Source organism: Paracidovorax anthurii (genome assembly GCF_003269065.1).
In the GTDB taxonomy this organism is placed as follows: Bacteria; Pseudomonadota; Gammaproteobacteria; order Burkholderiales; family Burkholderiaceae_C; genus Paracidovorax; species Paracidovorax anthurii.
Genome location: NZ_QLTA01000012.1, coordinates 13,564 through 36,564, shown reverse-complemented (window position 1 = coordinate 36,564; position 23,001 = coordinate 13,564). Strand labels below are relative to the sequence as shown.

Genomic DNA, 23,001 nt, shown 5'->3' with positions numbered 1-23,001 from the left:
CGGTAGCGATGGCGGCCCGATTATCGAGGGCGCGCGGGCCGGGGCAAGGCGTGAGAGAGAAGGCCGGTGGCGCTAGAGCCCGCTCTTGCTCTGCGCGCGCAGGAAGAGGCGCGAGACGGTCTGGGCCGTCTGGGCGCGCGTGTCGGCATCGCCCGCGCGCAGCTCGGCCAGGGTGCCGTGCAGCATCTTCTGCGTGAGGCCGCGCGAGAGCGCATCGAGCACGGTGTCGAGGTCTTCGCCCCGGGCGAGGAGCTTCTTGGCGCGCGCGATCTCCAGGGCGCGCCATTCGTCGGTCTGGGCGTTGAGTTGCTGGATGAGCGGCACGACGCCTCCGGTGGGACTGCGCTGGTCCATCCAGTGCATGAAGCTCTGCACGCCCGCGTCGATGATGGCCTCGGCCTGGGCCACGGCGGCCTGCCGGCTCGCCTGGGCGGTCTGCACGACGCTCGCGAGGTCGTCCACGGTGTAGAGGTAGATGTCTTCCAGGGCCTTGACCTCGGGCTCGATGTCGCGCGGCACGGCCAGATCGACCATGAACATGGGGCGGTGGCGGCGTTTTTTCAGCGCGCGCTCGACCGCGCCCAGGCCGATGATGGGCAGGCTGCTGGCGGTGCAGCTCACCACGGCGTCGAACTCGTGCAGGCGCGCGGGCAGGTCGGCCAGGCGCATGACCTCGCCGCCGAAGCGCGTGGCGAGCTTCTCGCCGCGCTCCAGCGTGCGGTTGGCGATGGCGAGGCTCTTGGGGTTCTTGGCGGCGAAGTGGGTGGCGGCGAGCTCGATCATCTCGCCCGCGCCCACGAAGAGCACGCGGATCTCGGAGAGGTCCTCGAAGAGCTGGCCCGCGAGCCGCACGGCGGCGGCGGCCATGCTGATGCTGTGCGCGCCGATCTCGGTGCTGGTGCGCACTTCCTTGGCGACGGCGAAGCTGCGCTGGAAGAGCTGGTTGAGCGTGGAGCCGAGCGCGCCGGCGGTTTCGGCGGCGCGCACCGCGTCCTTCATCTGGCCGAGGATCTGGGCCTCGCCCAGCACCATGGAGTCGAGCCCGCTCGCCACGCGGAAGGCATGGCGGGCGACGAGGCCGTCTTCGAGGGTGTAGGAGTGCGAGCGCAGCAGCGCGGGGCTCACGCCGCCGCTGTGGGCCAGCCAGTCGAGCGTGTGGTCGAGCGCGGGCTCCTGGCCGGCGCAGTAGATCTCGGTGCGGTTGCAGGTGGAGATGAGGGCGGTTTCCACGCTCGGGTGGCGCACCGCGCTGCCGAGCGACTGGCGCAGGCCCTGCAGCGTGGGCGCAATCTGGTCGAGCGCGAACGCGAAACGACCGCGCAGATCGAGCGGCGCGGTCGTGTGGTTGATGCCCAGGGCCCAGACTGCCATGGCCGGATTATAAAATTTCTGCCCGCGCCCGCGCTGCCCCTGCGCACGGGCCTTGATCTGCGTCATGCCCGCCGAGCCATGGACCCTCTCTCCGCCGCCAACCACCTGCTGAACTTCGCGGCGCCCGCGCTGGGCGTGGGCCTGCTGCTGGCGCTCATGGGCCGGGTTTTCTACCGAAAATCCCCCCACGTCGCCGGATTTGCTCAACAGTTTGCTATCAATTCAGTAGTGGGGGTGGCGGTGCTCTGCGCGGGTATCGTGGTGGGCGGGCGCGATGGGCGGATGCTCACCTACGCCGCCCTGGTGGTGGCCTGCGGCACCAGCCAGTGGCTCGTGCAGCGCGGCTGGCGGCGCTGATACCGATTTCCAATCCCGCCGATAGGGCCGGCCCGTGTCAGGCGGCGGGCCCCGCGGGCTCGGCCGCCGCCTCCTGGCGCGTGGCGCCGGGCACCGAGGTGCTCGCGGGCGGGGAGAGCGCCAGCCCGGCCTGCCGCAGCGTGTCGAGGATGGAGAACAGCAGGTCGCTGCGCACGCCGCCCGCGTTGCGCGGGTTGCTCACGTGGCCGATGGCCAGGAAGGTGAGCGTGCCGTCCACGATGCCTTCGAGTTGCACGACGGGCGCGGGGGTCTCCAGCACGTCCGGGTGGGCCCGGAAGGCCTCCAGGATCACCTGCCGCGTGCGCTGCGCGTCGGTGTCCAGCGGCGCGGGCAGGCGCAGCAGCACGCGGCCCTGGGCGCCCCCCAGGGTCATGTTGCGCACGGTCTTGGTGATGAATTCCGAGTTGGGCACGATCACGGTGGAGTGGTCGCCGAGCTGGATCTCGGTGGCGCGCACGTTGATGCGGCGGATGTCGCCCTCGGTGTCGCCCAGCTTGACCCAGTCGCCCACCTTCACGGGCCGCTCGGCCAGCAGGATCAGGCCCGAGATGAAGTTCTGCACGATGGCCTGCAGCCCGAAGCCGATGCCCACCGAGAGCGCGCTCGCCACCCAGGCGATGCGCTCCACGCTGATGCCCAGCGCCGCCAGCGCGGCGGACACCACCATCACGCCGCCGACGTAGCCGAGCAGCGTGGCGATGGAACTGCGCATGCCCGGCTCCAGCGAGGTGCTGGGGAAGTAGCGGTCGCTGAGCCAGCGCTTGAGCACGCGGATGCCGATGAAGCCCGCCACGACCACGCCCAGCGCCGTGAGCAGCGCCTGCGGCGCCAGGGCGAAGTTGCCCACGCTGAGGTTCTGGTCCATCGCGCTGCCCCGGCGGAACAGCTCGTCCGGCCCGGTGCCGAAGGGCGCGAGCAGCGCGATGACGAGGTAGAAGAACAGCACGATGCGCAGCACGCCCGAGACCACGACGGCGGCCTGGTCGAGCAGGCCTGGGTCGATGCCCATGCCGGCGTTGAGCCGGCGGCCGAAGCTGCCCTTGGACGACAGCACGGCGTCGCAGGCGTCGTCCGCCAACTGGTAGAGCAGGTAGGCCGTGGCGAAGGCCGCGCCGCTCCAGACCATCTGCCGCGCCAGCGCGCCGGCCAGCGCGATGAAGCCCACGGCCACCAGCACCACGATGGCCAGCGAGCCGATGCCCGCGCAGGCCACGAGCAGCCCGACCCAGAGCGGGCGCGGCGGGGGCGACGCGGCGGCCTCGCCGTCCGCGGCCGGTGGCGAGGCCGCCGCCACGGGGGTGTTCATCTGCCGCACGGCGGCGGCGACGACGCCCGCCACGAGCAGCGCGGAGAGCGCCTGGATGCTCACCTCCGCCGCGAGGCTGGCGCTCACGGCGGCGTTGATCTCGGTCACCATGCCGCTCAGGGCCGCGACGATGGCGATCCACCAGGGGTAGGGGCTCAGGCGCTGCGCGAGGTCGTCGGGGATGGACGGCAGCCGCCAGGAGCTGCGCTTGCGCGAGAGCAGCGCGTGGCCCAGCCCGATGGCGAAGGCTGCGAACACCGCCAGCCCGACGGCGGAGTGCGCGAGGCCGTCCAGCCGCTCGCCGAGGTTGTCGCCCGTGTCCAGGCCGCTCAGCAGGAGCTGCGCCGCCATGCCGATGAAGACCACGTTGGCCGCCACCGATGCGGTCGCCAGCAGCGAGCGCCGCAGCCGACCGGAGGGCAGCTTGGCCGGCGCGATGCGCACCAGCAGGCGCTCGCCGGCCCAGTTGCCCACCACCGCCAGCAGCAGCGCGCCCAGCAGGCTGGCGAGGAAGGCGCCGCGCCGCTCGGGCTCCAGCGCGCGCTGCACGGCCTGCCGGGCCTCGATGGCGAGCACCGACAGGCGCGCGGTGTCGGTGGGCCAGGCCGCGCGCAGGTTGCGCCAGAAGGCGGCGCCCAGCGGGGAGTCGGCGCGCGCCGTGAGCGCCGCCTGGAACTGCTGGCGGCGCTGGCGCACGAGGTCGGCGCCGAGCTGGTCGGCATCGACGGCGATGAGGCGCGCGAGCTTCAGATCGGCATCGACGCTGGCGCGCTGCTTGGCGAGGGCGGTGCGCTGCTGCGCCACGTCGGGCGCGTCGGCCGGGGCGCCTTTCTCGGGCGTGGGGCCCAGCCCGGCGAGGCGGCTGTCCAGGTCGGCCAGATCGACCGTGCGGCGGGCCACCAGCTGATTGGCCGCCGCGCCGATGGCGTACACCTCGTTGGAGAGCTTGCGGCCGTCGTCCTCGTCGCCGAGCTTGCGGGGGATGGCGTCGAGCCGCTTGCGCAGCTCGTCCACGGAGGGCAGCGGCACGTCCGGATCGATGGCCGCCGCGGCAGCGGCCCGCGCCGCCGCGGCGCTGCCGGCGGCGGCCGGGGCGCTGGCGCGGTCCTGCGCGGACGCTGCCGGCAGCGGGCCGGCCAGCAGCCAGAGCACGCTGGCCGCGAGCAGGGCACGCAGCCAGCGTGCCGGGGACGGGGAGGGCGGGGTGGGGCGGGGGGAGGAAACGATCGGGTCCATGGCGGTGGCGTGGGCCCGCGAGGGTATCACCGCGCCGGACTGAAGAGGTCCACGCGGTCGGTGATGATGCCGTCGGTGCCCAGGTCGATGAGGCGCTGCGCGGCCCACTCGTCGTTCACCGTGTAGCTGAGCGCGCGCAGGCCGCAGGCATGCGCCTCGGCCACGTTCCCGGCCGTCCACAGCGCGTGGTTGCAGACGATGGCCGCGCAGCCGAGCTGGCGGGCGGTGTCCAGCCATCCCGGCGCCAGCGTGTCGAGCAGCAGGCCGCGCGGCAGCAGCGGCGCCGCGTCGCGCGCGCCGGCGAGCGCGGGCACCTGGAACGAGGTGAGCAGCGGCGGCACGTCGGCATGCCGCCACAGGCGCGCGGCGAGCGAGGCGACCACGCGGCCGGTCTCCTCCTCGGTGCCGGGCGTGGGCTTGATCTCGATGTTGAGCCGGTGGCCGTTGGCGAGGCAGAAACGCGCGATGCCCTCCAGTGTGGGGATCGGCTCGCCAGCCCACTGGCGGGAATGCCAGCCGCCGGCGTCGAGCCGGGCCAGCTCGCTCCAGGGGTGCTCGCCCGCCGTGCCGTGCCCGTCCGTGGTGCGCTGCAGCGTGGCGTCGTGCAGCAGGAAGGGCACGCCGTCGCTGCTCAGCTTGGCGTCGCACTCGAACATGCGGTAGCCGTGGCGCGCGCCCATGCGGAAGGCGGCGAGCGTGTTCTCCGGGGCCAGCTTGCCGGCACCGCGGTGGGCGATCCACCGGGGGTAGGGCCAGGGCGTCGGGGCGGATGGGGTCATGGGGTGGGTTCTCCGAACTTGAGCAGGTTGCCGTGCGGGTCGATCACGTACAGCTCGCGCATGCCCCAGGGGCGCTCCGCCGGGGGCTCCAGCGCCAGGCCGCGCCGCGTGAATTCGGCATGCAGCGCGCGCACGTCGCCACGGATGTAGCAGGAAGTGTGCTCGGCGATGCGGCGGTCGTCGCAAAGCCAGAAATGCAGCTCGCAGCCGTCGCGCGCGGCGATGAGGTAGTCAGCGGCGCGCAGGTGGATGGCGAAGCCCAGGCGGTCGGCGCAGAACGCGGCGCTCTCGTCCAGGTCGAGGGACGCCAGCACGGGGATGGTGGCGTGGAGCGTGGCGGTCGCCTCCATCGGCTCAGAGCCGCTGGCCGGTGGCGGCGTCGAACCAGTGCAGGCGCGGTGCGCGCGGCGCCACGCGCAGCGTCTCGCCGGGCTGGGGCGCGTGCGTGCCTTCCTCCACGCGCACGATGAGGGGCTCATCGCCCAGGCGGGCGTATACCAGCCGCTCGGCGCCCAGCAGTTCGACCGTCTCCACGCGGGTTTCCCAGCCGCCGTCCGCGGCGACGTCCAGGTGCTCGGGCCGGATGCCCAGGATGGCGCCCTGCCGGCCGCCGGGGGCGTTCTTCAGCAGGTTCATCGGCGGCGAGCCGATGAAGCTCGCCACGAAGGTCGAGGCCGGCGTGTGGTAGACCTCTTCGGGCGTGCCGAACTGCTCCATCACGCCGCCGTTCATCACGATCATGCGCTGCGCGAGCGTCATGGCCTCGACCTGGTCGTGCGTGACGAAAAGGCTGGTGATGCCCAGCTCGCGGTGCAGCTTCTGGATCTCCAGGCGGGTCTGCGCGCGCAGCTTGGCGTCGAGGTTGGACAGAGGCTCGTCGAAGAGGAACACCTGCGGCTGGCGCACGATGGCGCGGCCCATGGCCACGCGCTGGCGCTGGCCGCCCGAGAGCTCGCGCGGCTTGCGGTCCAGCAGGTGGCCGAGCTCCAGGATCTTCGCGGCCTTGTCCACGCGCGCCCGGATCTCTTCCTTGGGCACCTTGGCGATCTTCAGGCCGTAGGCCATGTTCTCGAAGTTCGTCATGTGCGGGTAGAGCGCGTAGTTCTGGAACACCATGGCGATGTCGCGCTGCGACGGCTCCAGGTCGTTCACCACCCGGCTGCCGATGGCGATCTCGCCGCCGGAGACCTCCTCCAGCCCGGCCACCATGCGCAGCAGCGTGGACTTGCCGCAGCCCGAGGGGCCGACGATGACGATGAACTCGCCATCCGCGATCTCGGCGCTCACGCCGTGGATGACCTGGTTGGCCTTGGGGCCGGCGCCGTAGCGCTTGATGACGTTGCGGAACGAAAGGGATGCCATATCTGCGTAGTGCGGGGAAGGTGGGGGGCGTTGGCGCGGGCGGCTTACTTCTCGGTGTCCACCAGACCCTTGACGAACCATTTCTGCATGAGCACCACCACGGCGGCCGGCGGCAGCATCGCGAGGATGGCGGTGGCCATGACGATGTTCCACTCGTTCTGCCCGTCGCCGCCGGCGATCATGCGCTTGATGCCGATCACCACGGGGTACATGTCCTCGCTGGTGGTGGCCAGCAGCGGCCAGAGGTACTGGTTCCAGCCGTAGATGAACTGGATCACGAACAGCGCCGCGATGGAGGTGCGCGAGAGCGGCACGAGGATGTCGCGGAAGAACCGCATCGGGCCCGCGCCGTCCATGCGCGCGGCCTCCACCAGTTCGTCCGGCACGGTGAGGAAGAACTGGCGGAAGAGGAAGGTGGCCGTGGCCGAGGCGATCAGCGGCACGGTGAGGCCCGCGTAGCTGTTGAGCATCCCCAGGTCGGACACCACCTGGTAGGTGGGGCCGATGCGCACTTCCACGGGCAGCATCAGCGTGATGAAGATCAGCCAGAAGCACAGGCCCTTGAACGGGAAGCGGAAGTACACGATGGCGAACGCCGAGAGCAGCGAGATCGCGATCTTGCCGACGGTGATCACGATGGCCGAGACGAAGCTCACCCACATCATGCGGGCCACGGGCGCGGTGGAGCCCGCGCCCTGGTCGCGGCCGAAGAGCGCGGCCCGGTAGGTGTCCCAGAAGTGGCCGCCGGGCACCAGCGGCATGGGCGCCTGCACGATCTCCTGTGCGGTGTGGGTGGAGGCCACGAAGGCGAGGTAGAGCGGGAAGGCGACGATCACGACGCCCAGGATCATGATGGCGTGCGCGAGGATGCCGCGCGTGAGGCTGCGTTCGACCATGGTGCGGGGCTTTCCTGTCAGTAGTTCACTTTTTTCTCGACGTAGCGGAACTGCACCACCGTGAGCGCCACCACGATCAGCATCAGCACCACCGACTGCGCCGCCGATCCGCCGAGGTCCATGGCCTTGAAGCCGTCGTAATACACCTTGTAGACCAGGATCGCCGTGTCCTTGCCGGGGCCGCCCTGGGTGGCGGCATCGACGATGGCGAAGGTGTCGAAGAAGGCGTACACCACGTTGATCACCAGCAGGAAGAACGTGGTGGGCGAGAGCAGCGGGAACTGCACCGACCAGAAGCGCCGCAGCGGCCCCGCGCCGTCGATGGCGGCGGCCTCGATGAGCGAGCGCGGGATCGACTGCAGCCCCGCGAGGAAGAACAGGAAGTTGTAGGAGATCTGCTTCCACACCGAGGCCATCACGATCAGCGTCATCGCGTGGCCGGAATCGAGCAGGTGGTTCCAGTTGATGCCGAGCTTGCCGAGCGCGTAGGCCACGACGCCCAGCGAGGGCGAGAACATGAACACCCAGAGCACGGCCGCCACCGCGGGCGCCACGGCGTAGGGCAGGATGAGCAGGGTCTTGTAGAACATCGCGCCGCGCACCACCCGGTCGACGAACACGGCGAGCACCAGCGAGAGCACGATGCCGCTGCCGGCCACCAGCACCGAGAAGAGGGCCGTGGTCTTGAACGAGTCCACGTAGCCCGGGTCGTCGAAGAGCCGCCGGAAGTTTTCGAGCCCCACCCATTCGGTGGAGGTGCCGAAGGCGTCCTGCAGCTGCATCGACTGCACCAGGGCCTGGCTGGCGGGCCAGAAGAAGAACACCACGATGATGGCGATCTGCGGGGCGATGAGCAGCCAGGGCAGCCAGGCGGAGTGGAATCGGACGCGTTTTTCCATGGGGGTGTTTCTAAAGCGGAAAAGCAGATGGAGTCCATCTGCTTTTCCGGCGCTGGCGGGAGGCCAGCCTCAGGCGGTCGGGGTCAGCCCTTGTTCGCCTTCTGGAACCGCTCCAGCTGCTCGTTGCCGCGCTTGACGATGGCATCCAGCGCTTCCTTGGCCGTCTTCTTGCCGGACCAGACCTGTTCCAGCTCCTCGTCCTCGATGGCGCGGATCTGCACGTAGTTGCCCAGGCGGATGCCGCGGCTCTTGTCGGTCACCTTGCGGACCATCTGCGTCACGGCCACGTCGGTGCCCGGGTGTTCCTTGTAGAAGCCGGATTTCTCGGTCAGCTCGTAGGCGGCCGTGGTCACCGGCAGGTAGCCCGTGCGCTGGTGGCTGGCCGATTGCACCTCGGGCGTGGAGATGAACTTGAAGAACGCGGCCACGCCCTTGTACTCGGCGGGCTTCTTGCCGGCCATCACCCAGAGGCTGGCGCCGCCGATGACGGTGTTCTGCGGCGCGCCGGGCACGTCGGGGTAGTAGGGCAGGGGCGCGAGGCCGTAGGCGAATTTGGCGTTCTTGGCCACGTTGCCGTAGAAGCCCGAGGACGTGTTGATCATCGCGCACTCGCCCGAGACGAAGCTGGCCTCGGGCACGTTGCCGCGGCCCTTGTAGACGAACAGGCCCTGCTTGGCCATGTTGGCGAGGTTCTCGATGTGGCGCACGTGCAGCGGCGAATCGACCTTCAGGCGCGCGTCCAGGCCCTGCAGGCCGTTCGACTTGGAGGCGAACTCCACGTTGTGCCAGGCCGAGAAGCTCTCCACCTGCGTCCAGTTCTGCCAGGCCGTGGTGAACGGGCACTTGTGGCCCGAGGCCTTGAGCTTGGCGGCCGCGTTGACCACCTCGGGCCAGGTGGAGGGCGCCTTGTCGGTGGGCAGGCCGGCGGCCTTGAAGGCGTCCTTGTTGAAATAGAAGATGGTGGTGGAGCTGTTGAACGGGAAGCTCAGCATCTGGCCGTTCGGTGCCGTGTAGTAGCCGGCCACGGCAGGGATGTACACCTTGGGGTCGAAGGGCACGCCCGCGTCCTGCATCACCTTGCCCACGGGCACGATGGCGCCCTTGCTGGCCATCATGGTGGCCGTGCCCACCTCGAACACCTGCAGGATGTGGGGGGCGTTGCCGGCGCGGAAGGCGGCGATGGAGGCCGTCATGGATTCATCGTACGAGCCCTTGTAGGTGGGCACGATCCGGTAGTCCTTCTGGCTCTCGTTGAACTGGCGCGCCAGGTCGTTCACCCACTCACCGTTGACGGCCGTCATCGAATGCCACCACTGGATCTCGGTCTGCGCCTGTGCGGACAGGCAGGTGGAGGCGGCCATGACGGCGGTCAGGGCCAGGTGCTTGAATTGCATGAAGACTCCTCAAAGAATGGCGAATGCGGAAAACAAACGGTCGATGTTATGCAGCATTCGTGTCATCGGCATGTCGTTGTCGCATGCCTGGGCGCTTCCGCCGATCGGGAACTTCCCGGGTCGCCCGCGCGGGAGGATGGGATTGTGGCGATTCTGTGGTGCATGGCGGGGCCTGCGCGTCGCCTGCGTGACGTGGATTCCATCCCGCGGGACTGAAGTCGCCCCGGCAGCAGGGTTTTTTCCCATTGCACAATGCCGGGCGATCTGCGAGGCGGGCATGCCACGCGCCGCAGAACGACTTCCGCCCTTCTCCCTTCTTCTTTTGTTGTTCCATGACCAAGACTTCCCTGGATAAAAGCAAGATCAAGTTCCTGTTGCTGGAGGGCGTGCACCCGTCCGCGCTGGAGGTGCTGCGCGGCGCGGGCTACACGCAGATCGAGGCCCTGACGGGCGCGCTGGATGGAGAGGAGCTCAAGCGCAAGATCGCGGACGTGCATTTCCTGGGCATCCGCTCGCGCACGCAGCTCACGGCGGACGTGTTCGAGCACGCGCACAAGCTGGTGGCCGTGGGCGCCTTCTGCATCGGCACCAACCAGATCGACCTGGACGCCGCCCGCGAGCGCGGCATCGCCGTGTTCAACGCCCCGTACTCCAACACCCGCTCGGTGGCCGAGCTGGTGCTGGCCGAGGCCATCCTGCTGCTGCGCGGCGTGCCCGAAAAGAACGCCGTGGCCCACCGCGGCGGCTGGCTCAAGAGCGCCGAGAACGCCTACGAGATCCGCGGCAAGACCCTGGGCATCGTGGGCTACGGCTCCATCGGCACGCAGCTCTCGGTGCTGGCCGAGGCGCTGGGCATGCACGTGGTGTTCCACGACGTGGTCAGCAAGCTGCCCCTGGGCAATGCGCGCCAGGCGCCCTCGCTGCAGGCCCTGCTGGAGCAGAGCGACATCGTCACGCTGCACGTGCCCGAGCTGCCCTCCACGCAGTGGATGATCGGCCCCGAGGAGATCGCCGCCATGAAGCCGGGCGCGATCCTCATCAACGCCGCGCGCGGCACCGTGGTGCGCATCGAGGCGCTGGCCGAGGCCATCCGCGCGAAGAAGCTGCTGGGCGCGGCCATCGACGTCTTCCCCGTCGAGCCGCGCAGCAACAAGGACGAGTTCGTCTCGCCCCTGCGCGGCCTGGACAACGTCATCCTCACTCCCCACATCGGCGGCTCCACCATGGAGGCGCAGGCCAACATCGGGCTGGAAGTGGCCGAGAAGCTCGTCAAGTACAGCGACAACGGCACCTCCACCTCGTCGGTGAACTTCCCCGAGGTGGCGCTGCCCGCGCACCCGGGCAAGCACCGGCTGCTGCACATCCACCGCAACGTGCCGGGCGTGCTCTCGCAGATCAACCAGATCTTCTCGGACAACCAGATCAACATCGCCGCGCAGTACCTGCAGACCAACGACAAGGTGGGCTACGTGGTGATCGACATCGACGCCCAGTCCTCCGAGCTGGCGCAGGACAAGCTCGCGAAGGTGCCGGGCACCATCCGCAGTCGCGTGCTGTTCTGACGTGGATCGGCCCGGGCGCGCATGCCCGGGCCGAGCCGGGGGGGCGTGGGGCCGCGGCCTGCGGCATATCGGGCGCTGGCGTAAAATCGCCGGCCCCGACGAACAAGGGCGCGCCGCCAGCGCCCGAGCCAGGTCCACCCCATGAATGTTCCGATAGCGCTGGCCGCCCTGCAGCAGGCCCAGGCCGCCGAGCCGACCCGTCTGCGCGAGATCCCGTACAACTACACCTCGTTCTCCGACCGGGAAATCGTCATCCGCCTGCTGGGCTCCGCGTCCTGGGACGTGCTCGACCAGCTGCGCCGCGAGCGCCGCACGGGCCGCTCCGCCCGCATGCTCTACGAGGTGCTGGGCGACATCTGGGTGGTGCAGCGCAACCCCTACCTGCAGGACGACCTGCTGGACAACCCCGACCGCCGCAAGCTGCTGGTGGAAGCCCTGCAGCACCGGCTGGCCGAGATCGAGAAGCGCCGCACGCCCGGTGACGATGCCGGGCGCGACCAGCTGGTGGGCCAGCTCGTGGAGGCCGCGCGCGCGGCGGTCGCGCGCTTCGACGCCACCTTCGTCGAGGCCGCCCAACTGCGCCGCCAGGTGCAGCGCCGCCTGGGGCGCCACACGGCCCGCGACAACATCAAGTTCGACGGCCTCTCGCGCGTCTCCCACGTGACCGACGCGACCGACTGGCGCGTCGAATACCCCTTCGTCGTGCTCGTGCCCGACACCGAGGCCGAGATGGCCGCGCTGGTCCAGGCCTGCATCGAACTGGGCCTCACCATCATCCCGCGCGGGGGCGGCACGGGCTACACGGGCGGCGCCATCCCGCTCACCTGGCGCAGCGCGGTCATCAACACCGAGAAGCTCGAATCCATGACCGAGGTGGAGAAGGTCCGCCTGCCGGGCCTGGACCACGAGGTGCCCACCATCTGGACCGAGGCCGGCGTGGTCACCCAGCGCGTGGCCGACGCGGCCGAGCGCGCGGGCTTCGTGTTCGCCGTCGATCCGACCAGCGCCGAGGCCTCGTGCATCGGCGGCAACATCGCCATGAACGCGGGCGGCAAGAAGGCCGTGCTCTGGGGCACGGCGCTGGACAACCTCGCCTCCTGGCGCATGGTCACGCCCGATGCCGAATGGCTGGAGGTCACGCGCATCGGCCACAACCTGGGCAAGATCCACGACGCCGAGGTGGCCAGCTTCGAGCTGCAGTACTTCGCCGCCGACGGCAGGACGCCGCTGCGCACCGAGCGCCTGGACATCCCCGGCCGCACCTTCCGCAAGGAGGGCCTGGGCAAGGACGTGACGGACAAGTTCCTCTCCGGCCTGCCCGGCATCCAGAAGGAGGGCTGCGACGGCCTCATCACCAGCGCGCGCTGGGTGGTGCACCGCATGCCCGAGCACACGCGCACCGTGTGCCTGGAGTTCTTCGGCAACGCCAAGGACGCGGTGCCCAGCATCGTCGAGATCAAGGACTTCATGTTCGCCGAGCAGAAGCGCTCCGGCGTGCTGCTCGCCGGCCTGGAGCACCTGGACGACCGCTACCTCAAGGCCGTGGGCTACGCCACCAAGAGCAAGCGGCACGGCGGCGGCCTGCCCAAGATGGTGCTGTTCGGCGACATCGCCGGCGATGACGCCGACGCCGTGGCGCGCGTGACCAGCGAGGTGGTGCGCATCGCCAACTCGCGCTCGGGCGAGGGTTTCATCGCCATCAGCGCCGAGGCGCGCAAGAAGTTCTGGCTGGACCGCAAGCGCACGGCCGCCATCAGCCGCCACACCAACGCCTTCAAGATCAACGAGGACGTGGTGATCCCGCTGCCGCGCATGGCCGAGTACACCGACGGCATCGAGCGCATCAACATCGAGCTGTCGCTGCGCAACAAGCTCGCGCTGTGCGACGCGCTGGAAGACTTCTTCCTGCGTGGCAACCTGCCGCTGGGCCGCGAGGACGATGCGCACGAGATCGCCTCCGCCGAGCTGCTGGAAGACCGCGTGGCCCAGGCCGTGGCCCTGGTGGACGGGGTGCGCGATCAGTGGGCCGGCTGGCTGCGGGACGTGGAGACGCTGTTCCCGCAACTGCAGGACCACACCCTGCGCGCCAGTTGGAAGACGCAGCTGCGCGAGCCGCTGGCCAAGATCTTCGCCGGCGCCGCCTTCCAGCCCCTCATGGCCGAGGCGGTCGCCGTGCACCAGCGCGTGCTCAAGGGCCGCGTCTGGGTGGCGCTGCACATGCACGCGGGCGACGGCAACGTGCACACCAACCTTCCCGTCAACAGCGACGACTACCAGATGCTGCAGACCGCCCACGAGGCGGTGGCGCGCATCATGGTGCTGGCGCGCGGGCTGGGCGGCGTGATCTCGGGCGAGCACGGCATCGGCATCACCAAGCTCGAATTCCTGACCGACGACGAGCTGCGCCCCTTCGCCGACTACAAGCGCCGCGTGGACCCCGAGGGTCGCTTCAATCGCGGCAAGCTGCTACGAAATCAGGAGCAAAAAACCCAGAAAAGTCGGCGACATGGTGGCGAAACTGCCCCTGAATCGTCCCGCGAGGCGCTGCGCGCCGCCGACCTGACCAACGCCTACACGCCGAGCTTCGGCCTCATGGGCCACGAGTCGCTCATCATGCAGCAGAGCGACATCGGCGCCATCGCCGACTCGGTCAAGGACTGCCTGCGCTGCGGCAAGTGCAAGCCCGTGTGCTCCACCCACGTGCCGCGCGCCAGCCTGCTCTACAGCCCGCGCAACAAGATCCTCGCCACCTCGCTGCTGGTGGAAGCCTTCCTGTACGAGGAGCAGACGCGCCGCGGCGTGTCGATCAAGCACTGGCAGGAGTTCGAGGACGTGGCCGACCACTGCACCGTCTGCCACAAGTGCTACACCCCGTGCCCGGTCAAGATCGACTTCGGCGACGTGACCATGAACATGCGCAACCTGCTGCGCAAGATGGGCAAGAAGACCTTCCGGCCCGGCAATGCGCTGGCGATGGCCATGCTCAACGCCACGAACCCGGACACCATCAAGCTCATGCGCTCGGCCATGGTGGGCGTGGGCTTCAAGGCCCAGCGCGCCGTGGTGCAGCTCGCGCGCTCCGTGGGGCGCCGGCAGACGGCGCACCCGCCGGCCACGGTGGGCACCGCGCCCATCAAGGAGCAGGTGATCCACTTCGTGAACAAGAAGCTGCCCGGCGGCCTGCCCAAGAAGACCGCGCGCGCGCTGCTGGACATCGAGAACAAGGACTACGTGCCCATCATCCGCAACCCGGCCACCACCACGGCCGAGACGGAGGCGGTGTTCTACTTTCCCGGTTGCGGCTCCGAGCGCCTTTTCAGCCAGGTGGGCCTGGCCACGCAGGCCATGCTGTGGCATGCGGGCGTGCAGACCGTGCTGCCGCCGGGCTACCTGTGCTGCGGCTACCCGCAGCGCGGCAGCGGCCAGTTCGACCGCGCCGAGCAGATGATCACCGACAACCGGGTGTTGTTCCACCGCGTGGCCAACACGCTGAACTACCTGGACATCAAGACCGTGGTGGTGAGCTGCGGCACCTGCTACGACCAGCTCCAGGGTTACCAGTTCGACAAGATCTTCCCGGGCTGCCGCATCATCGACATCCACGAGTACCTGCTGGAGAAGGGCATCGCCCTGCAGGGCAAGGGCGCCTATCTCTACCACGAGCCCTGCCACAACCCGATGAAGCTGCAGGACTCGGTCAAGACCGTGAAGGCGCTCGTCGGCCCGCAGGTGACCAAGAGCGATCGCTGCTGCGGCGAATCCGGCACGCTGGGCGTCACGCGGCCCGACATCTCCACGCAGGTGCGTTTCCGCAAGGAGCAGGAGATCCTCAAGGGCGAGGCTGCGCTGCGCGCGAGCGGCGCCGTGGGCCCGCAGGACAACGTGAAGATCCTCACCAGTTGCCCGAGCTGCCTGCAGGGCCTGAACCGCTATCAGGACGATCTGCAGAACGGTCTGCTGGAGGCCGACTACATCGTCGTCGAGATGGCGCGCGAGATCCTGGGCGAGAACTGGATGCCCGAGTACGTGCAGCGCGCCAACGCGGGCGGCATCGAGCGGGTGCTGGTCTGATGGCGACGGCCTGCCCCCTGTGCAGCGGCGATGGCGGCGCGCTGGTCTGGCGCGGGGAGCGCCTGCGCGTGATCCGCGCCGACGAGGCGGGCTTTCCCGCGTTCTACCGCGTGGTCTGGAATGCGCACGTGGCGGAGTTCTCCGACCTCTCCGCGCCCGATCGCCTGCTGTGCATGGAGGCCGTGGCCGCCGTGGAGCAGGCGCTGCGCGCGCACCTGCAGCCCGACAAGGTCAACCTCGCGGCGCTGGGCAACATGGTGCCGCACCTGCACTGGCACGTGATCGCGCGGTTCGCCTGGGACAGCCATTTCCCGTCGCCGGTGTGGGCCGCGCCGGTGCGCGGGCGCGAGGGCGCGCAGGAAGAGGCCGTCGAGGCCCGGTTGGCGACGGTGGAGTCCGCGATCCGCGAGCACCTGGACCGCATCGCGTGAAGCGCGGATAACCCTGCGGCCATCGGGCCGGCCACGGCGCGCGGGACAATCCGCATGCCTTTCCTTCCCCCACCGCACACGCCGAGGACCGCATGGCTGGCCTGAAACCCGACACCCCCCTGCCGCAATCGCTCACCGCGCACGGCGCCTCGCGCGTGCTGGAGGTGGCGTTCTCCGACGGCGCCGCGTTCCGCATCCCCTTCGAGCTGATGCGGGTCTATTCGCCCTCGGCGGAAGTGCAGGGCCACGGGCCGGGGCAGGAGGTGCTGCAGACCGGCAAGCGCGACGTGTCCATCACCGCCATCGAGCCCGTGGGCCACTACGCGATCCGGCCCACCTTCTCCGACGGGCACGACAGCGGCATCTTCTCCTGGGACTACCTCTACGAACTGGGCCGGCGAGAGGCCGAGCTGTGGGCGCAGTACGCGCAGCGCCTCGCGCAGGCGGGCGCGGACCGCGACGCGCCCATGCCGCCGCCGCGGCGCGGCGGCTCCGCGCACGGCGGCGGTTGCGGCGGCCATTGACGCCCGCCGCGTGGTCCGAATCGCCACACATGCCCCAGGCGCATGCGGGGTTGTCGCTGTACGCCGGGCATGCCGGCGCCTAGCATCGCGGGATGAGCACCACCCACTTCGGATTCCAGTCGGTCGATGAGCAGGACAAGGCGCGCCGCGTGCGCGGCGTGTTCGACTCCGTGGCCTCGAAATACGACCTCATGAACGACCTCATGTCCGGCGGCATGCACCGGGCATGGAAGGCCTACACCGTGATGGTCGCAAACCTGCGCGAGGGCCAGCGCGTGCTCGACATCGCGGGCGGCACGGGCGACCTGGCGCGCGCCTTCGCGAAGAAGGTCGGGCCTTCGGGCCTCGTGGTGCACACCGACATCAACGAAGCCATGCTGCGCGTGGGGCGCGATCGCCTCATCGACGGCGGCACGGTGCTGCCCACGCTGGTGTGCGACGCCGAGCGGCTGCCGTTCCCCGACGGCCACTTCGACGTGGTGAGCGTGGCCTTCGGCCTGCGCAACATGACGCATAAGGACGCGGCCATCGCCGAGATGTGCCGCGTGCTCAAGCCGCGCGGCCGGCTGCTGGTGCTGGAGTTCTCGCAGGTGGCCGAGCCGCTGCGCAAGCCCTACGACTGGTACTCCTTCAAGGTGCTGCCCCGCCTGGGCAAGCTCGTGGCCGGCGACGACGCCAGCTACCGCTATCTCGCCGAGTCGATCCGCATGCATCCAGGCCAGGAAGAGCTCAAAGCCCTCATGCAAAAAAATGGCTTTGGGCATGTGGACTATCACAATATGACTGGCGGCATCGTGGCGCTCCATGTTGGAATCAAGTGCTGAGCTTGGGAAAGCTCGCAATAACGAATGGAGATGACATGATGAAACTCTGGTCTGTGGCCCTGGTGGCGATGCTGGCGGTGGTCCACCTGGACGCCGATGCCCGCCGCATGGGCGGCGGCAAGTCGGTCGGCAAGCAGTCGAGCAACGTGACGCAGCGCGAGGCTGCCAATCCTCCGGCCACTCCGGCCGCGCCCGTGCAGAACGCCACCGGCGCCAATGCCACCAGCGCGGCCGCCGCCAAGCCGGCCGCTGCGCCGAGCGCTGCACCGGCCGCCGCGCCCAAGAAGCCCTGGGGCGCCATGCTGGGCGGCCTGGCGGCGGGCCTCGGACTGGCCTGGTTGGCCCACTCGCTCGGCCTGGGCGAGGCCTTCGGCCAGTTCCTGCTGATCGCGCTGCTCGCGCTGGTCGCCGTCGCCGTGATCGGGATGGTCATGCGCTCGCGCAAGCCGGCCGCATCTTCGGGCGGTGGCTCCCCCTTCGCGCTGCAGGGCGCGGGCGTCGGATCGCTCTCGCCCTCCGAGGCACCGGTCGCGCGCCAGTACAGCCCGCAGAACGTGGGCAACGATGCATCGGCCCGCCCCTTCGAGCGCGGCGGCATGGCCTTCGAGGCCTCGCGCGCAGCGGGCGGCGGCTCCGGGGTGGTGATCGGCTCGGCCCTGGGTGGCTCGCAGAACTGGGGCGTTCCGGCGGACTTCGACACCGAGGGCTTCCTGTCGGCGGCCAAGCGCAACTTCACCGCCCTGCAGGCCGCGTGGGACCGCTCGGACATCGCCACCCTGCGCGCCATGATGACGGACAGCATGCTGGGTGAAATCCGCGCCCAGCTCGCCGAGCGCGAGTCCCTGCGCGGCGCGAGCCAGCCCAACCACACCGACGTGGTGATGCTGGAGGCGCAGCTCCTGGGCATCGAGGACCTGGGCGACGGCTACATGGCCAGCGTGGAGTTCTCCGGCATGATCCGCGAGGAACCCTCGGCGGGCCCCAGCCCCTTCCGCGAGGTCTGGAACATGACCAAGCCCAAGAGCGGCGCGAGCGGCTGGCTGGTGGCCGGCGTGCAGGCCCTCCAGTAAGCAGGGTGCGGCCCGCGGGCCGCGTTTTTCCGCAATGGCGTGCGGTGCGTGCGGTCAAGCTTGCATGCGCCGCGGCCAGTTCGGGGAATAATCGGGGACTTATGGCAGCACCACAGTCCCCTTTTTCGTTTCTGGACGGGCTCTTCGAGCGTTTGGCCAGCGGCCCCCAGCCCCCGCAATGGCTGGTGCACGAGGTGCAGCACCGGCTCGTGCTGTTCATCAACCATGTGCTCATGCAGGAGCCCGAGGCCATGGACCGGCTCGTGCGGCAGCGCGGCAGCGTGGCCCGGGTGCAGTGGCGGATCTATTCGATGGCGCTGCGCGTGACGCCGGCGGGCCTCTTCGATCTGGCCGGCGAGGAATCCACCCCTGACCTGCGCGTCGAGATCACCGACACCTCGCCCCTCGCGCTCGCCCAGGCGGCGCTGCGCGGCGACAAGCCCGCCATCCGCATCGAAGGCGACGTGCAGCTCGCCGCGGAAATCCAGTGGCTCGCGGACCACGTGCGCTGGGATCTCGAAGAGGATCTGGCGCGCGTGCTCGGCGATGCCGCCGCCCATGCGATCGGCACGGCGGCGCGCCGCGTGGCGCAGGCCCTGAGGCAGTTCGTCGGCACGCGCGTGGCCGGGTGCCGCGCCGCCACGGGGGCTGCGCGGACGGCGCCGGGCCCGGACCACAGCGCGCCATGAGCCGGTTGTTCCGTGGCATCACCATCGTCTGGGTGGTGCTGCGCTATGGGCTGGACGGGCTGGTACTGACGAGTTTCCAGAAGCCCTGGCTGCGCCTGCTCGCGCGCATCGTCTCCATCGGCCGCAATCTCGATGCCCCGCGCGGCCAGCGGCTGCGCGAGGCCCTGGAGCGGCTGGGGCCCATCTTCGTGAAGTTCGGGCAGGTGCTGTCCACGCGGCGCGATCTGCTGCCGCCGGACATCGCCAACGAGTTGGCGCTCCTGCAGGACCGCGTGCCGCCCTTCGATCCCGACGTGGCGGTGGCGACCATCGAGCGGGCCTTCCGCCGGCCGCTCGATCAGGTGTTCGTGTCGTTCGACCGCGTGCCCATCGCCAGCGCATCCATCGCCCAGGTGCATTTCGCGATCGTGCGGGACCGGCATGGCGTGGAGTGCGAGGTCGCCGTCAAGGTGCTGCGGCCCGGCATGCTGCCCGTGATCGACAACGACCTGGGCCTGATGCGCCTGATGGCCGGCTGGGTGGAGAGTCTCTCGGCGGACGGCAAGCGGCTCAAGCCCCGGCAGGTGGTGGCCGAGTTCGACAACTACCTGCACGATGAGCTGGACCTGATCCGCGAGGCCGCCAATGCCGCGCAGCTGCGCCGCAACATGGAAGGGCTGGACCTGGTGCGCATCCCCGAGATCCTCTGGGACTTCTGCCACGCCGACGTGCTGGTGATGGAGCGCATGAAGGGCGTGCCGATCAGCCAGATCGAGCGGCTGCGCGCGGCCGGCGTGGACATCCGGCAACTGGCGCGCGACGGCGTCACCATCTTCTTCACGCAGGTGTTCCGCGACGGTTTCTTCCATGCCGACATGCACCCGGGCAACATCCAGGTAAGCCTGGAGCCCGGTTCCTTCGGGCGCTACATCTCCCTGGATTTCGGCATCGTCGGCTCGCTCACGGAGTTCGACAAGGAATACCTCGCGCAGAACTTCACCGCCTTCTTCCGGCGCGACTACAAGCGCGTGGCCGAGCTGCACGTCGAAAGCGGCTGGGTGCCCGCCGACACCCGCATCAACGAGCTGGAGTCGGCGATCCGCGCGGTGTGCGAGCCGTACTTCGACCGGCCGCTCAAGGAGATCTCGCTGGGCATGGTGCTCATGCGGCTCTTCCAGACCTCGCGCCGCTTCCACGTCGAGATCCAGCCGCAACTGGTGCTGCTGCAGAAGACGCTGCTCAACATCGAGGGCCTGGGCCGCCAGCTCGACCCCGAGCTGGACCTCTGGAGCACGGCCAAGCCGTTCCTGGAGAAGTGGATGCTCGAACAGATGGGGCCGCAGCGCCTCTGGCGCGAGATGAAGGCCGAAGCGCCGCACTTCGCCAAGATGCTGCCCGAGCTGCCCCGCCTGCTGCACGACTACCTGAACCACAAGCCGCACGACCACCGCCGCGAGCTGCTGGAACTGCTCGCCGAGCAAAAGCGCACCAACCGCCTCTTGCAGGGCCTGATCTACGGTGGCGTGGGTTTCGTACTGGGGCTGCTCCTGCTGCAGTTCCTGATCCGGTTCCGGCTCTACTGACGCCGCGGCCCCGGTTCCCCTTTTCTCTCTCTCTCTCTCGTTTTCCCTCCCTTCATCACTTCGCGACATCGAGGAGCGTGCCGTGCTGCTGACCCTGGTCATCGTCTATCTGCTGATCACCATCGCCATCGGGCTGATGGCGGCCAAGCGCGTCAAGAACGCGGCGGATTTCGCCATCGCCGGGCGGCACCTGCCGCTCTACATGATCATCACCACCACGTTCGCGACGTGGTTCGGCTCCGAGACGGTGCTGGGCATTCCCGCCAAGTTCATCGAGGGCGGCCTGGGCAATGTGGTGGAGGACCCGTTCGGTGCGGGCTTCTGCCTGATCCTCGTGGGGATCTTCTTCGCCGCCAAGCTCTACCGCATGACGCTGCTGACCATCAGCGACTACTACCGCGAGCGCTACGGCCGCGCGGTGGAGATCATCTGCTCGCTCATCATCATGCTGAGCTACCTGGGCTGGGTGGCCGCGCAGGTGACGGCGCTGGGGCTGGTGTTCAACCTGCTCTCGGGCGGGACGGTGAGCATCCCGATGGGCATGACCATCGGCGTGGTGTCCATCCTGGCCTACACGCTCTTCGGCGGCATGTGGTCGGTGGCCGTGACCGATTTCATCCAGATGATCATCCTGGTGGTGGGGCTGGCCGTGATCGCGGTGTTCGCGGGCCAGATGGCCGGCGGCGCCGACAAGGTGATCGACCTTGCGGCCAGCAAGGACCTCTTCCGCTTCCTGCCCGAGCCGAAGTTCCACGACGTGGCGTTCTTCATCGCCGCAGCCATCACGATGATGTTCGGCTCGATCCCGCAGCAGGACGTGTTCCAGCGCGTGATGTCCGCCAACAACCTGAAGGCCGCCACGCGCGGCCCGGTCATCGGCGGCATCTGCTACATCCTGTTCGCGTTCGTGCCGATGTTCCTCGTGGCCAGCGTGCTCATCATCATGCCGGCCGAGACGGCGGCCTTGCTCAAGGACGACCCGCAGAAGGTGCTCCCCACGCTGGTGCTGGAGAAGATGCCGTTCGTGATGCAGGTGCTCTTTTTCGGTGCGCTGCTGTCGGCGCTGAAGTCCACCGCCTCGGCCACGCTGCTGGCGCCCAGCGTCACCTTCACCGAGAACATCTGGCGCCAGTTCCGCCCGGCCCTGTCCGACCGCGAACACCTGCGCACCATGCGCATCAGCACGCTGGTCTTCAGCCTGCTGGTGCTGGCCTACTCGATCCACATGCAGGGCACGTCGATCTACGAGCTGGTGTCCGGTGCCTACCAGGTGCCGCTGGTGGGCGCGTTCGTTCCGCTGGTGTTCGGCCTCTACTGGAAGCGCGCGACCACGCAGGGCGCCCTGTGCGCGATCGTGCTGGGCCTGGGCACCTGGCTGGCGTTCCTCGCCCTGCCGGTGGGTGCCGTGTTCCCCGCGCAACTGGCCGGTCTGCTGGCCGCCCTGGCGGGGATGCTGGCCGGTTCGCTTTCGCCCCAGTGGCTGGCCAACAGCCATGCCACCCACCACCCCGTCGTGGACGTGGAATGAGGCACCGCCCCGGCGGGGGCACAAAAACCGCTTGCCTATAATTGAAGGTTTTGCACACCCTCCTTCGCGTCACCCAAGCCCGGTCAAAAATGCCTATCTATGCCTATAAATGCGGCTCCTGCGGCCATGCCAAGGATGTGCTGCAGAAGATCTCCGATGCCCCGCTGACGGTCTGCCCGGCCTGTGGCGCCGAAGCCTTTTCCAAGCAGATCACGGCCGCGGGCTTCCAGCTCAAGGGCTCGGGCTGGTACGTGACCGATTTCCGGGGCGGCAACAGCGGCGCCCCTGCCGCCGCACCGGCCGCCGAAGGCGCGGGCGGTGCCTCGTCCCCTGCGGCCGCGCCGGCCCCCGCCAGCGCGCCGGCACCGGCTGCGGCGCCCGCGGCTCCCTCCACCTCCTCAACCTCTTCCAAGAGCTGAACGCCCCTCGATGTCCGCTTTGCGCAAATGGCTGTTCACGGGTCTGCTGGTGATCGTGCCCGGCGTGATCACCGCCTGGGTCCTGCACTGGATCATCAGCACGCTCGACCAGACGCTGCAGATCCTCCCGGAGAACTGGCAGCCCGACAGGCTGCTGGGCTTCCACATCCCCGGCTTCGGCGTGCTGCTCACGCTCGCCATCCTGCTCTCCGTGGGCGCGCTGGCGAGCAACTTCGCCGGCCGCAAGCTGGTGGAGTGGGGCGACGCGCTCGTGAGCCGCATCCCCGTGGTGCGCTCGATCTATTCGAGCGTCAAGCAGGTGTCCGACACGCTGTTTTCCGAGAGCGGCAATGCCTTCCGCACGGCGGTGCTGGTGCAGTGGCCGCGCGAGGGCGTCTGGACCGTGGCGTTCATCACCGGCACCCCCAGCGGCGAGGTGGCCGCCTACCTGCGTGACGGATACGTCAGCGTGTACGTGCCGACCACGCCCAACCCGACCGGCGGCTATTTCGTGATCCTGCGCAAGAGCGACTGCATCGAGCTCGACATGAGCGTCGATGCCGCGCTGAAGTACATCGTCTCGATGGGCGTGGTGGCGCCTCCCGACCCCACGCTCGCCGACCCCAAGTAACCCCTCCATCGCCGCCGCGCCCTGGCGCGCGCGTGGAATATTCACCCTCATCGCGCCCCACGAGGGCGC

20 protein-coding genes are annotated in these 23,001 nt (G+C 69.3%); 12 read left to right on the top strand and 8 right to left on the bottom strand.

The window, feature by feature from the left end:
- Window positions 1-72 precede the first annotated feature (72 nt).
- Window positions 73-1,371, bottom strand: a complete 1,299-nt coding sequence (gene hemA / locus AX018_RS08110; RefSeq protein WP_111876851.1) for a glutamyl-tRNA reductase — start codon at window positions 1,369-1,371, stop codon at window positions 73-75.
- Window positions 1,372-1,449: 78 nt separating this feature from the next.
- On the opposite strand from hemA, the gene AX018_RS08105 reads away from it, so the two are divergent.
- On the top strand, window positions 1,450-1,728 hold the full coding sequence (locus AX018_RS08105) for a hypothetical protein (protein ID WP_111876792.1): 279 nt from the start codon (window positions 1,450-1,452) through the stop codon (window positions 1,726-1,728).
- A gap of 37 nt (window positions 1,729-1,765) precedes the next feature.
- Here the strand turns inward: AX018_RS08105 and AX018_RS08100 are convergent, their stop codons facing one another.
- From AX018_RS08100 to ugpB, 7 genes are all read right to left on the bottom strand, one after another.
- Complete coding sequence (locus tag AX018_RS08100; protein ID WP_111876791.1) at window positions 1,766-4,291, bottom strand: DUF3772 domain-containing protein; 2,526 nt, start codon at window positions 4,289-4,291, stop codon at window positions 1,766-1,768.
- 26 nt (window positions 4,292-4,317) lie between these two features.
- Window positions 4,318-5,070, bottom strand: a complete 753-nt coding sequence (gene ugpQ / locus AX018_RS08095; RefSeq protein WP_111876790.1) for a glycerophosphodiester phosphodiesterase — start codon at window positions 5,068-5,070, stop codon at window positions 4,318-4,320.
- Window positions 5,067-5,420 (bottom strand): bleomycin resistance protein, encoded by a 354-nt coding sequence (locus AX018_RS08090; RefSeq protein ID WP_111876789.1) that lies wholly within the window; start codon window positions 5,418-5,420, stop codon window positions 5,067-5,069. Before AX018_RS08090 ends, ugpQ begins: the two co-directional genes overlap by 4 nt.
- A 4-nt stretch (window positions 5,421-5,424) precedes the next feature.
- Window positions 5,425-6,432, bottom strand: a complete 1,008-nt coding sequence (locus AX018_RS08085; RefSeq protein ID WP_111876788.1) for a sn-glycerol-3-phosphate import ATP-binding protein UgpC — start codon at window positions 6,430-6,432, stop codon at window positions 5,425-5,427.
- Window positions 6,433-6,476: 44 nt separating this feature from the next.
- Complete coding sequence (gene ugpE / locus AX018_RS08080; protein WP_111876787.1) at window positions 6,477-7,328, bottom strand: sn-glycerol-3-phosphate ABC transporter permease UgpE; 852 nt, start codon at window positions 7,326-7,328, stop codon at window positions 6,477-6,479.
- 17 nt (window positions 7,329-7,345) lie between these two features.
- Window positions 7,346-8,227: a sn-glycerol-3-phosphate ABC transporter permease UgpA gene (gene ugpA, locus AX018_RS08075; RefSeq protein WP_111876786.1), complete on the bottom strand. Its 882-nt coding sequence runs from the start codon at window positions 8,225-8,227 to the stop codon at window positions 7,346-7,348.
- 83 nt (window positions 8,228-8,310) lie between these two features.
- On the bottom strand, window positions 8,311-9,621 hold the full coding sequence (gene ugpB / locus AX018_RS08070; protein WP_111876785.1) for a sn-glycerol-3-phosphate ABC transporter substrate-binding protein UgpB: 1,311 nt from the start codon (window positions 9,619-9,621) through the stop codon (window positions 8,311-8,313).
- A gap of 332 nt (window positions 9,622-9,953) precedes the next feature.
- Here ugpB and serA point away from each other — a divergent pair, with 332 nt between their 5' ends.
- The 11 genes from serA to AX018_RS08015 all read left to right on the top strand — a co-directional run bounded on the left by serA (window position 9,954) and on the right by AX018_RS08015 (window position 22,932).
- Window positions 9,954-11,183: a phosphoglycerate dehydrogenase gene (gene serA / locus AX018_RS08065; protein WP_111876784.1), complete on the top strand. Its 1,230-nt coding sequence runs from the start codon at window positions 9,954-9,956 to the stop codon at window positions 11,181-11,183.
- 141 nt (window positions 11,184-11,324) lie between these two features.
- Window positions 11,325-15,254, top strand: a complete 3,930-nt coding sequence (locus AX018_RS08060) for a DUF3683 domain-containing protein (RefSeq protein WP_111876783.1) — start codon at window positions 11,325-11,327, stop codon at window positions 15,252-15,254.
- A complete protein-coding gene (locus AX018_RS08055) occupies window positions 15,254-15,685 on the top strand; it encodes an HIT family protein (protein WP_111876782.1) in 432 nt (143 codons plus the stop codon). The genes AX018_RS08060 and AX018_RS08055 overlap by 1 nt, the downstream gene beginning before the upstream one ends.
- Window positions 15,686-15,777: 92 nt before the next feature.
- Window positions 15,778-16,209, top strand: coding sequence for a gamma-butyrobetaine hydroxylase family protein (locus AX018_RS08050; RefSeq protein ID WP_111876781.1), 432 nt, complete (start codon window positions 15,778-15,780; stop codon window positions 16,207-16,209).
- A gap of 92 nt (window positions 16,210-16,301) precedes the next feature.
- Window positions 16,302-17,033 carry a bifunctional demethylmenaquinone methyltransferase/2-methoxy-6-polyprenyl-1,4-benzoquinol methylase UbiE gene (gene ubiE / locus AX018_RS08045; protein ID WP_111876780.1) on the top strand — a complete coding sequence of 244 codons (732 nt, stop codon included), beginning with the start codon at window positions 16,302-16,304 and terminating at the stop codon, window positions 17,031-17,033.
- Between the two features lie 35 nt (window positions 17,034-17,068).
- Window positions 17,069-18,103 (top strand): Tim44 domain-containing protein, encoded by a 1,035-nt coding sequence (locus tag AX018_RS08040; RefSeq protein WP_111876779.1) that lies wholly within the window; start codon window positions 17,069-17,071, stop codon window positions 18,101-18,103.
- A 101-nt stretch (window positions 18,104-18,204) separates the two neighbouring features.
- On the top strand, window positions 18,205-18,792 hold the full coding sequence (locus tag AX018_RS08035; protein WP_111876778.1) for a hypothetical protein: 588 nt from the start codon (window positions 18,205-18,207) through the stop codon (window positions 18,790-18,792).
- Window positions 18,789-20,354 (top strand): ubiquinone biosynthesis regulatory protein kinase UbiB, encoded by a 1,566-nt coding sequence (gene ubiB / locus AX018_RS08030; RefSeq protein WP_111876850.1) that lies wholly within the window; start codon window positions 18,789-18,791, stop codon window positions 20,352-20,354. The genes AX018_RS08035 and ubiB overlap by 4 nt, the downstream gene beginning before the upstream one ends.
- 82 nt (window positions 20,355-20,436) lie before the next feature.
- Window positions 20,437-21,882: a high affinity choline transporter 1 gene (locus AX018_RS08025; RefSeq protein ID WP_111876777.1), complete on the top strand. Its 1,446-nt coding sequence runs from the start codon at window positions 20,437-20,439 to the stop codon at window positions 21,880-21,882.
- 89 nt (window positions 21,883-21,971) lie between these two features.
- Window positions 21,972-22,301, top strand: a complete 330-nt coding sequence (locus AX018_RS08020) for an FmdB family zinc ribbon protein (protein WP_111876776.1) — start codon at window positions 21,972-21,974, stop codon at window positions 22,299-22,301.
- A 10-nt stretch (window positions 22,302-22,311) separates the two neighbouring features.
- Window positions 22,312-22,932 carry a DUF502 domain-containing protein gene (locus AX018_RS08015; protein WP_111876775.1) on the top strand — a complete coding sequence of 207 codons (621 nt, stop codon included), beginning with the start codon at window positions 22,312-22,314 and terminating at the stop codon, window positions 22,930-22,932.
- The last annotated feature ends 69 nt before the right edge of the window (window positions 22,933-23,001 follow it).

Coding starts and splice junctions, on each gene's coding strand:
- hemA (WP_111876851.1), bottom strand. CDS start 1,371: ATGGCAGTCTGGGCCCTGGGCATCAACCACACGACCGCGCCGCTCGAT.
- AX018_RS08105 (WP_111876792.1), top strand. CDS start 1,450: ATGGACCCTCTCTCCGCCGCCAACCACCTGCTGAACTTCGCGGCGCCC.
- AX018_RS08100 (WP_111876791.1), bottom strand. CDS start 4,291: ATGGACCCGATCGTTTCCTCCCCCCGCCCCACCCCGCCCTCCCCGTCC.
- ugpQ (WP_111876790.1), bottom strand. CDS start 5,070: ATGACCCCATCCGCCCCGACGCCCTGGCCCTACCCCCGGTGGATCGCC.
- AX018_RS08090 (WP_111876789.1), bottom strand. CDS start 5,420: ATGGAGGCGACCGCCACGCTCCACGCCACCATCCCCGTGCTGGCGTCC.
- AX018_RS08085 (WP_111876788.1), bottom strand. CDS start 6,432: ATGGCATCCCTTTCGTTCCGCAACGTCATCAAGCGCTACGGCGCCGGC.
- ugpE (WP_111876787.1), bottom strand. CDS start 7,328: ATGGTCGAACGCAGCCTCACGCGCGGCATCCTCGCGCACGCCATCATG.
- ugpA (WP_111876786.1), bottom strand. CDS start 8,227: ATGGAAAAACGCGTCCGATTCCACTCCGCCTGGCTGCCCTGGCTGCTC.
- ugpB (WP_111876785.1), bottom strand. CDS start 9,621: ATGCAATTCAAGCACCTGGCCCTGACCGCCGTCATGGCCGCCTCCACC.
- serA (WP_111876784.1), top strand. CDS start 9,954: ATGACCAAGACTTCCCTGGATAAAAGCAAGATCAAGTTCCTGTTGCTG.
- AX018_RS08060 (WP_111876783.1), top strand. CDS start 11,325: ATGAATGTTCCGATAGCGCTGGCCGCCCTGCAGCAGGCCCAGGCCGCC.
- AX018_RS08055 (WP_111876782.1), top strand. CDS start 15,254: ATGGCGACGGCCTGCCCCCTGTGCAGCGGCGATGGCGGCGCGCTGGTC.
- AX018_RS08050 (WP_111876781.1), top strand. CDS start 15,778: ATGGCTGGCCTGAAACCCGACACCCCCCTGCCGCAATCGCTCACCGCG.
- ubiE (WP_111876780.1), top strand. CDS start 16,302: ATGAGCACCACCCACTTCGGATTCCAGTCGGTCGATGAGCAGGACAAG.
- AX018_RS08040 (WP_111876779.1), top strand. CDS start 17,069: ATGATGAAACTCTGGTCTGTGGCCCTGGTGGCGATGCTGGCGGTGGTC.
- AX018_RS08035 (WP_111876778.1), top strand. CDS start 18,205: ATGGCAGCACCACAGTCCCCTTTTTCGTTTCTGGACGGGCTCTTCGAG.
- ubiB (WP_111876850.1), top strand. CDS start 18,789: ATGAGCCGGTTGTTCCGTGGCATCACCATCGTCTGGGTGGTGCTGCGC.
- AX018_RS08020 (WP_111876776.1), top strand. CDS start 21,972: ATGCCTATCTATGCCTATAAATGCGGCTCCTGCGGCCATGCCAAGGAT.
- AX018_RS08015 (WP_111876775.1), top strand. CDS start 22,312: ATGTCCGCTTTGCGCAAATGGCTGTTCACGGGTCTGCTGGTGATCGTG.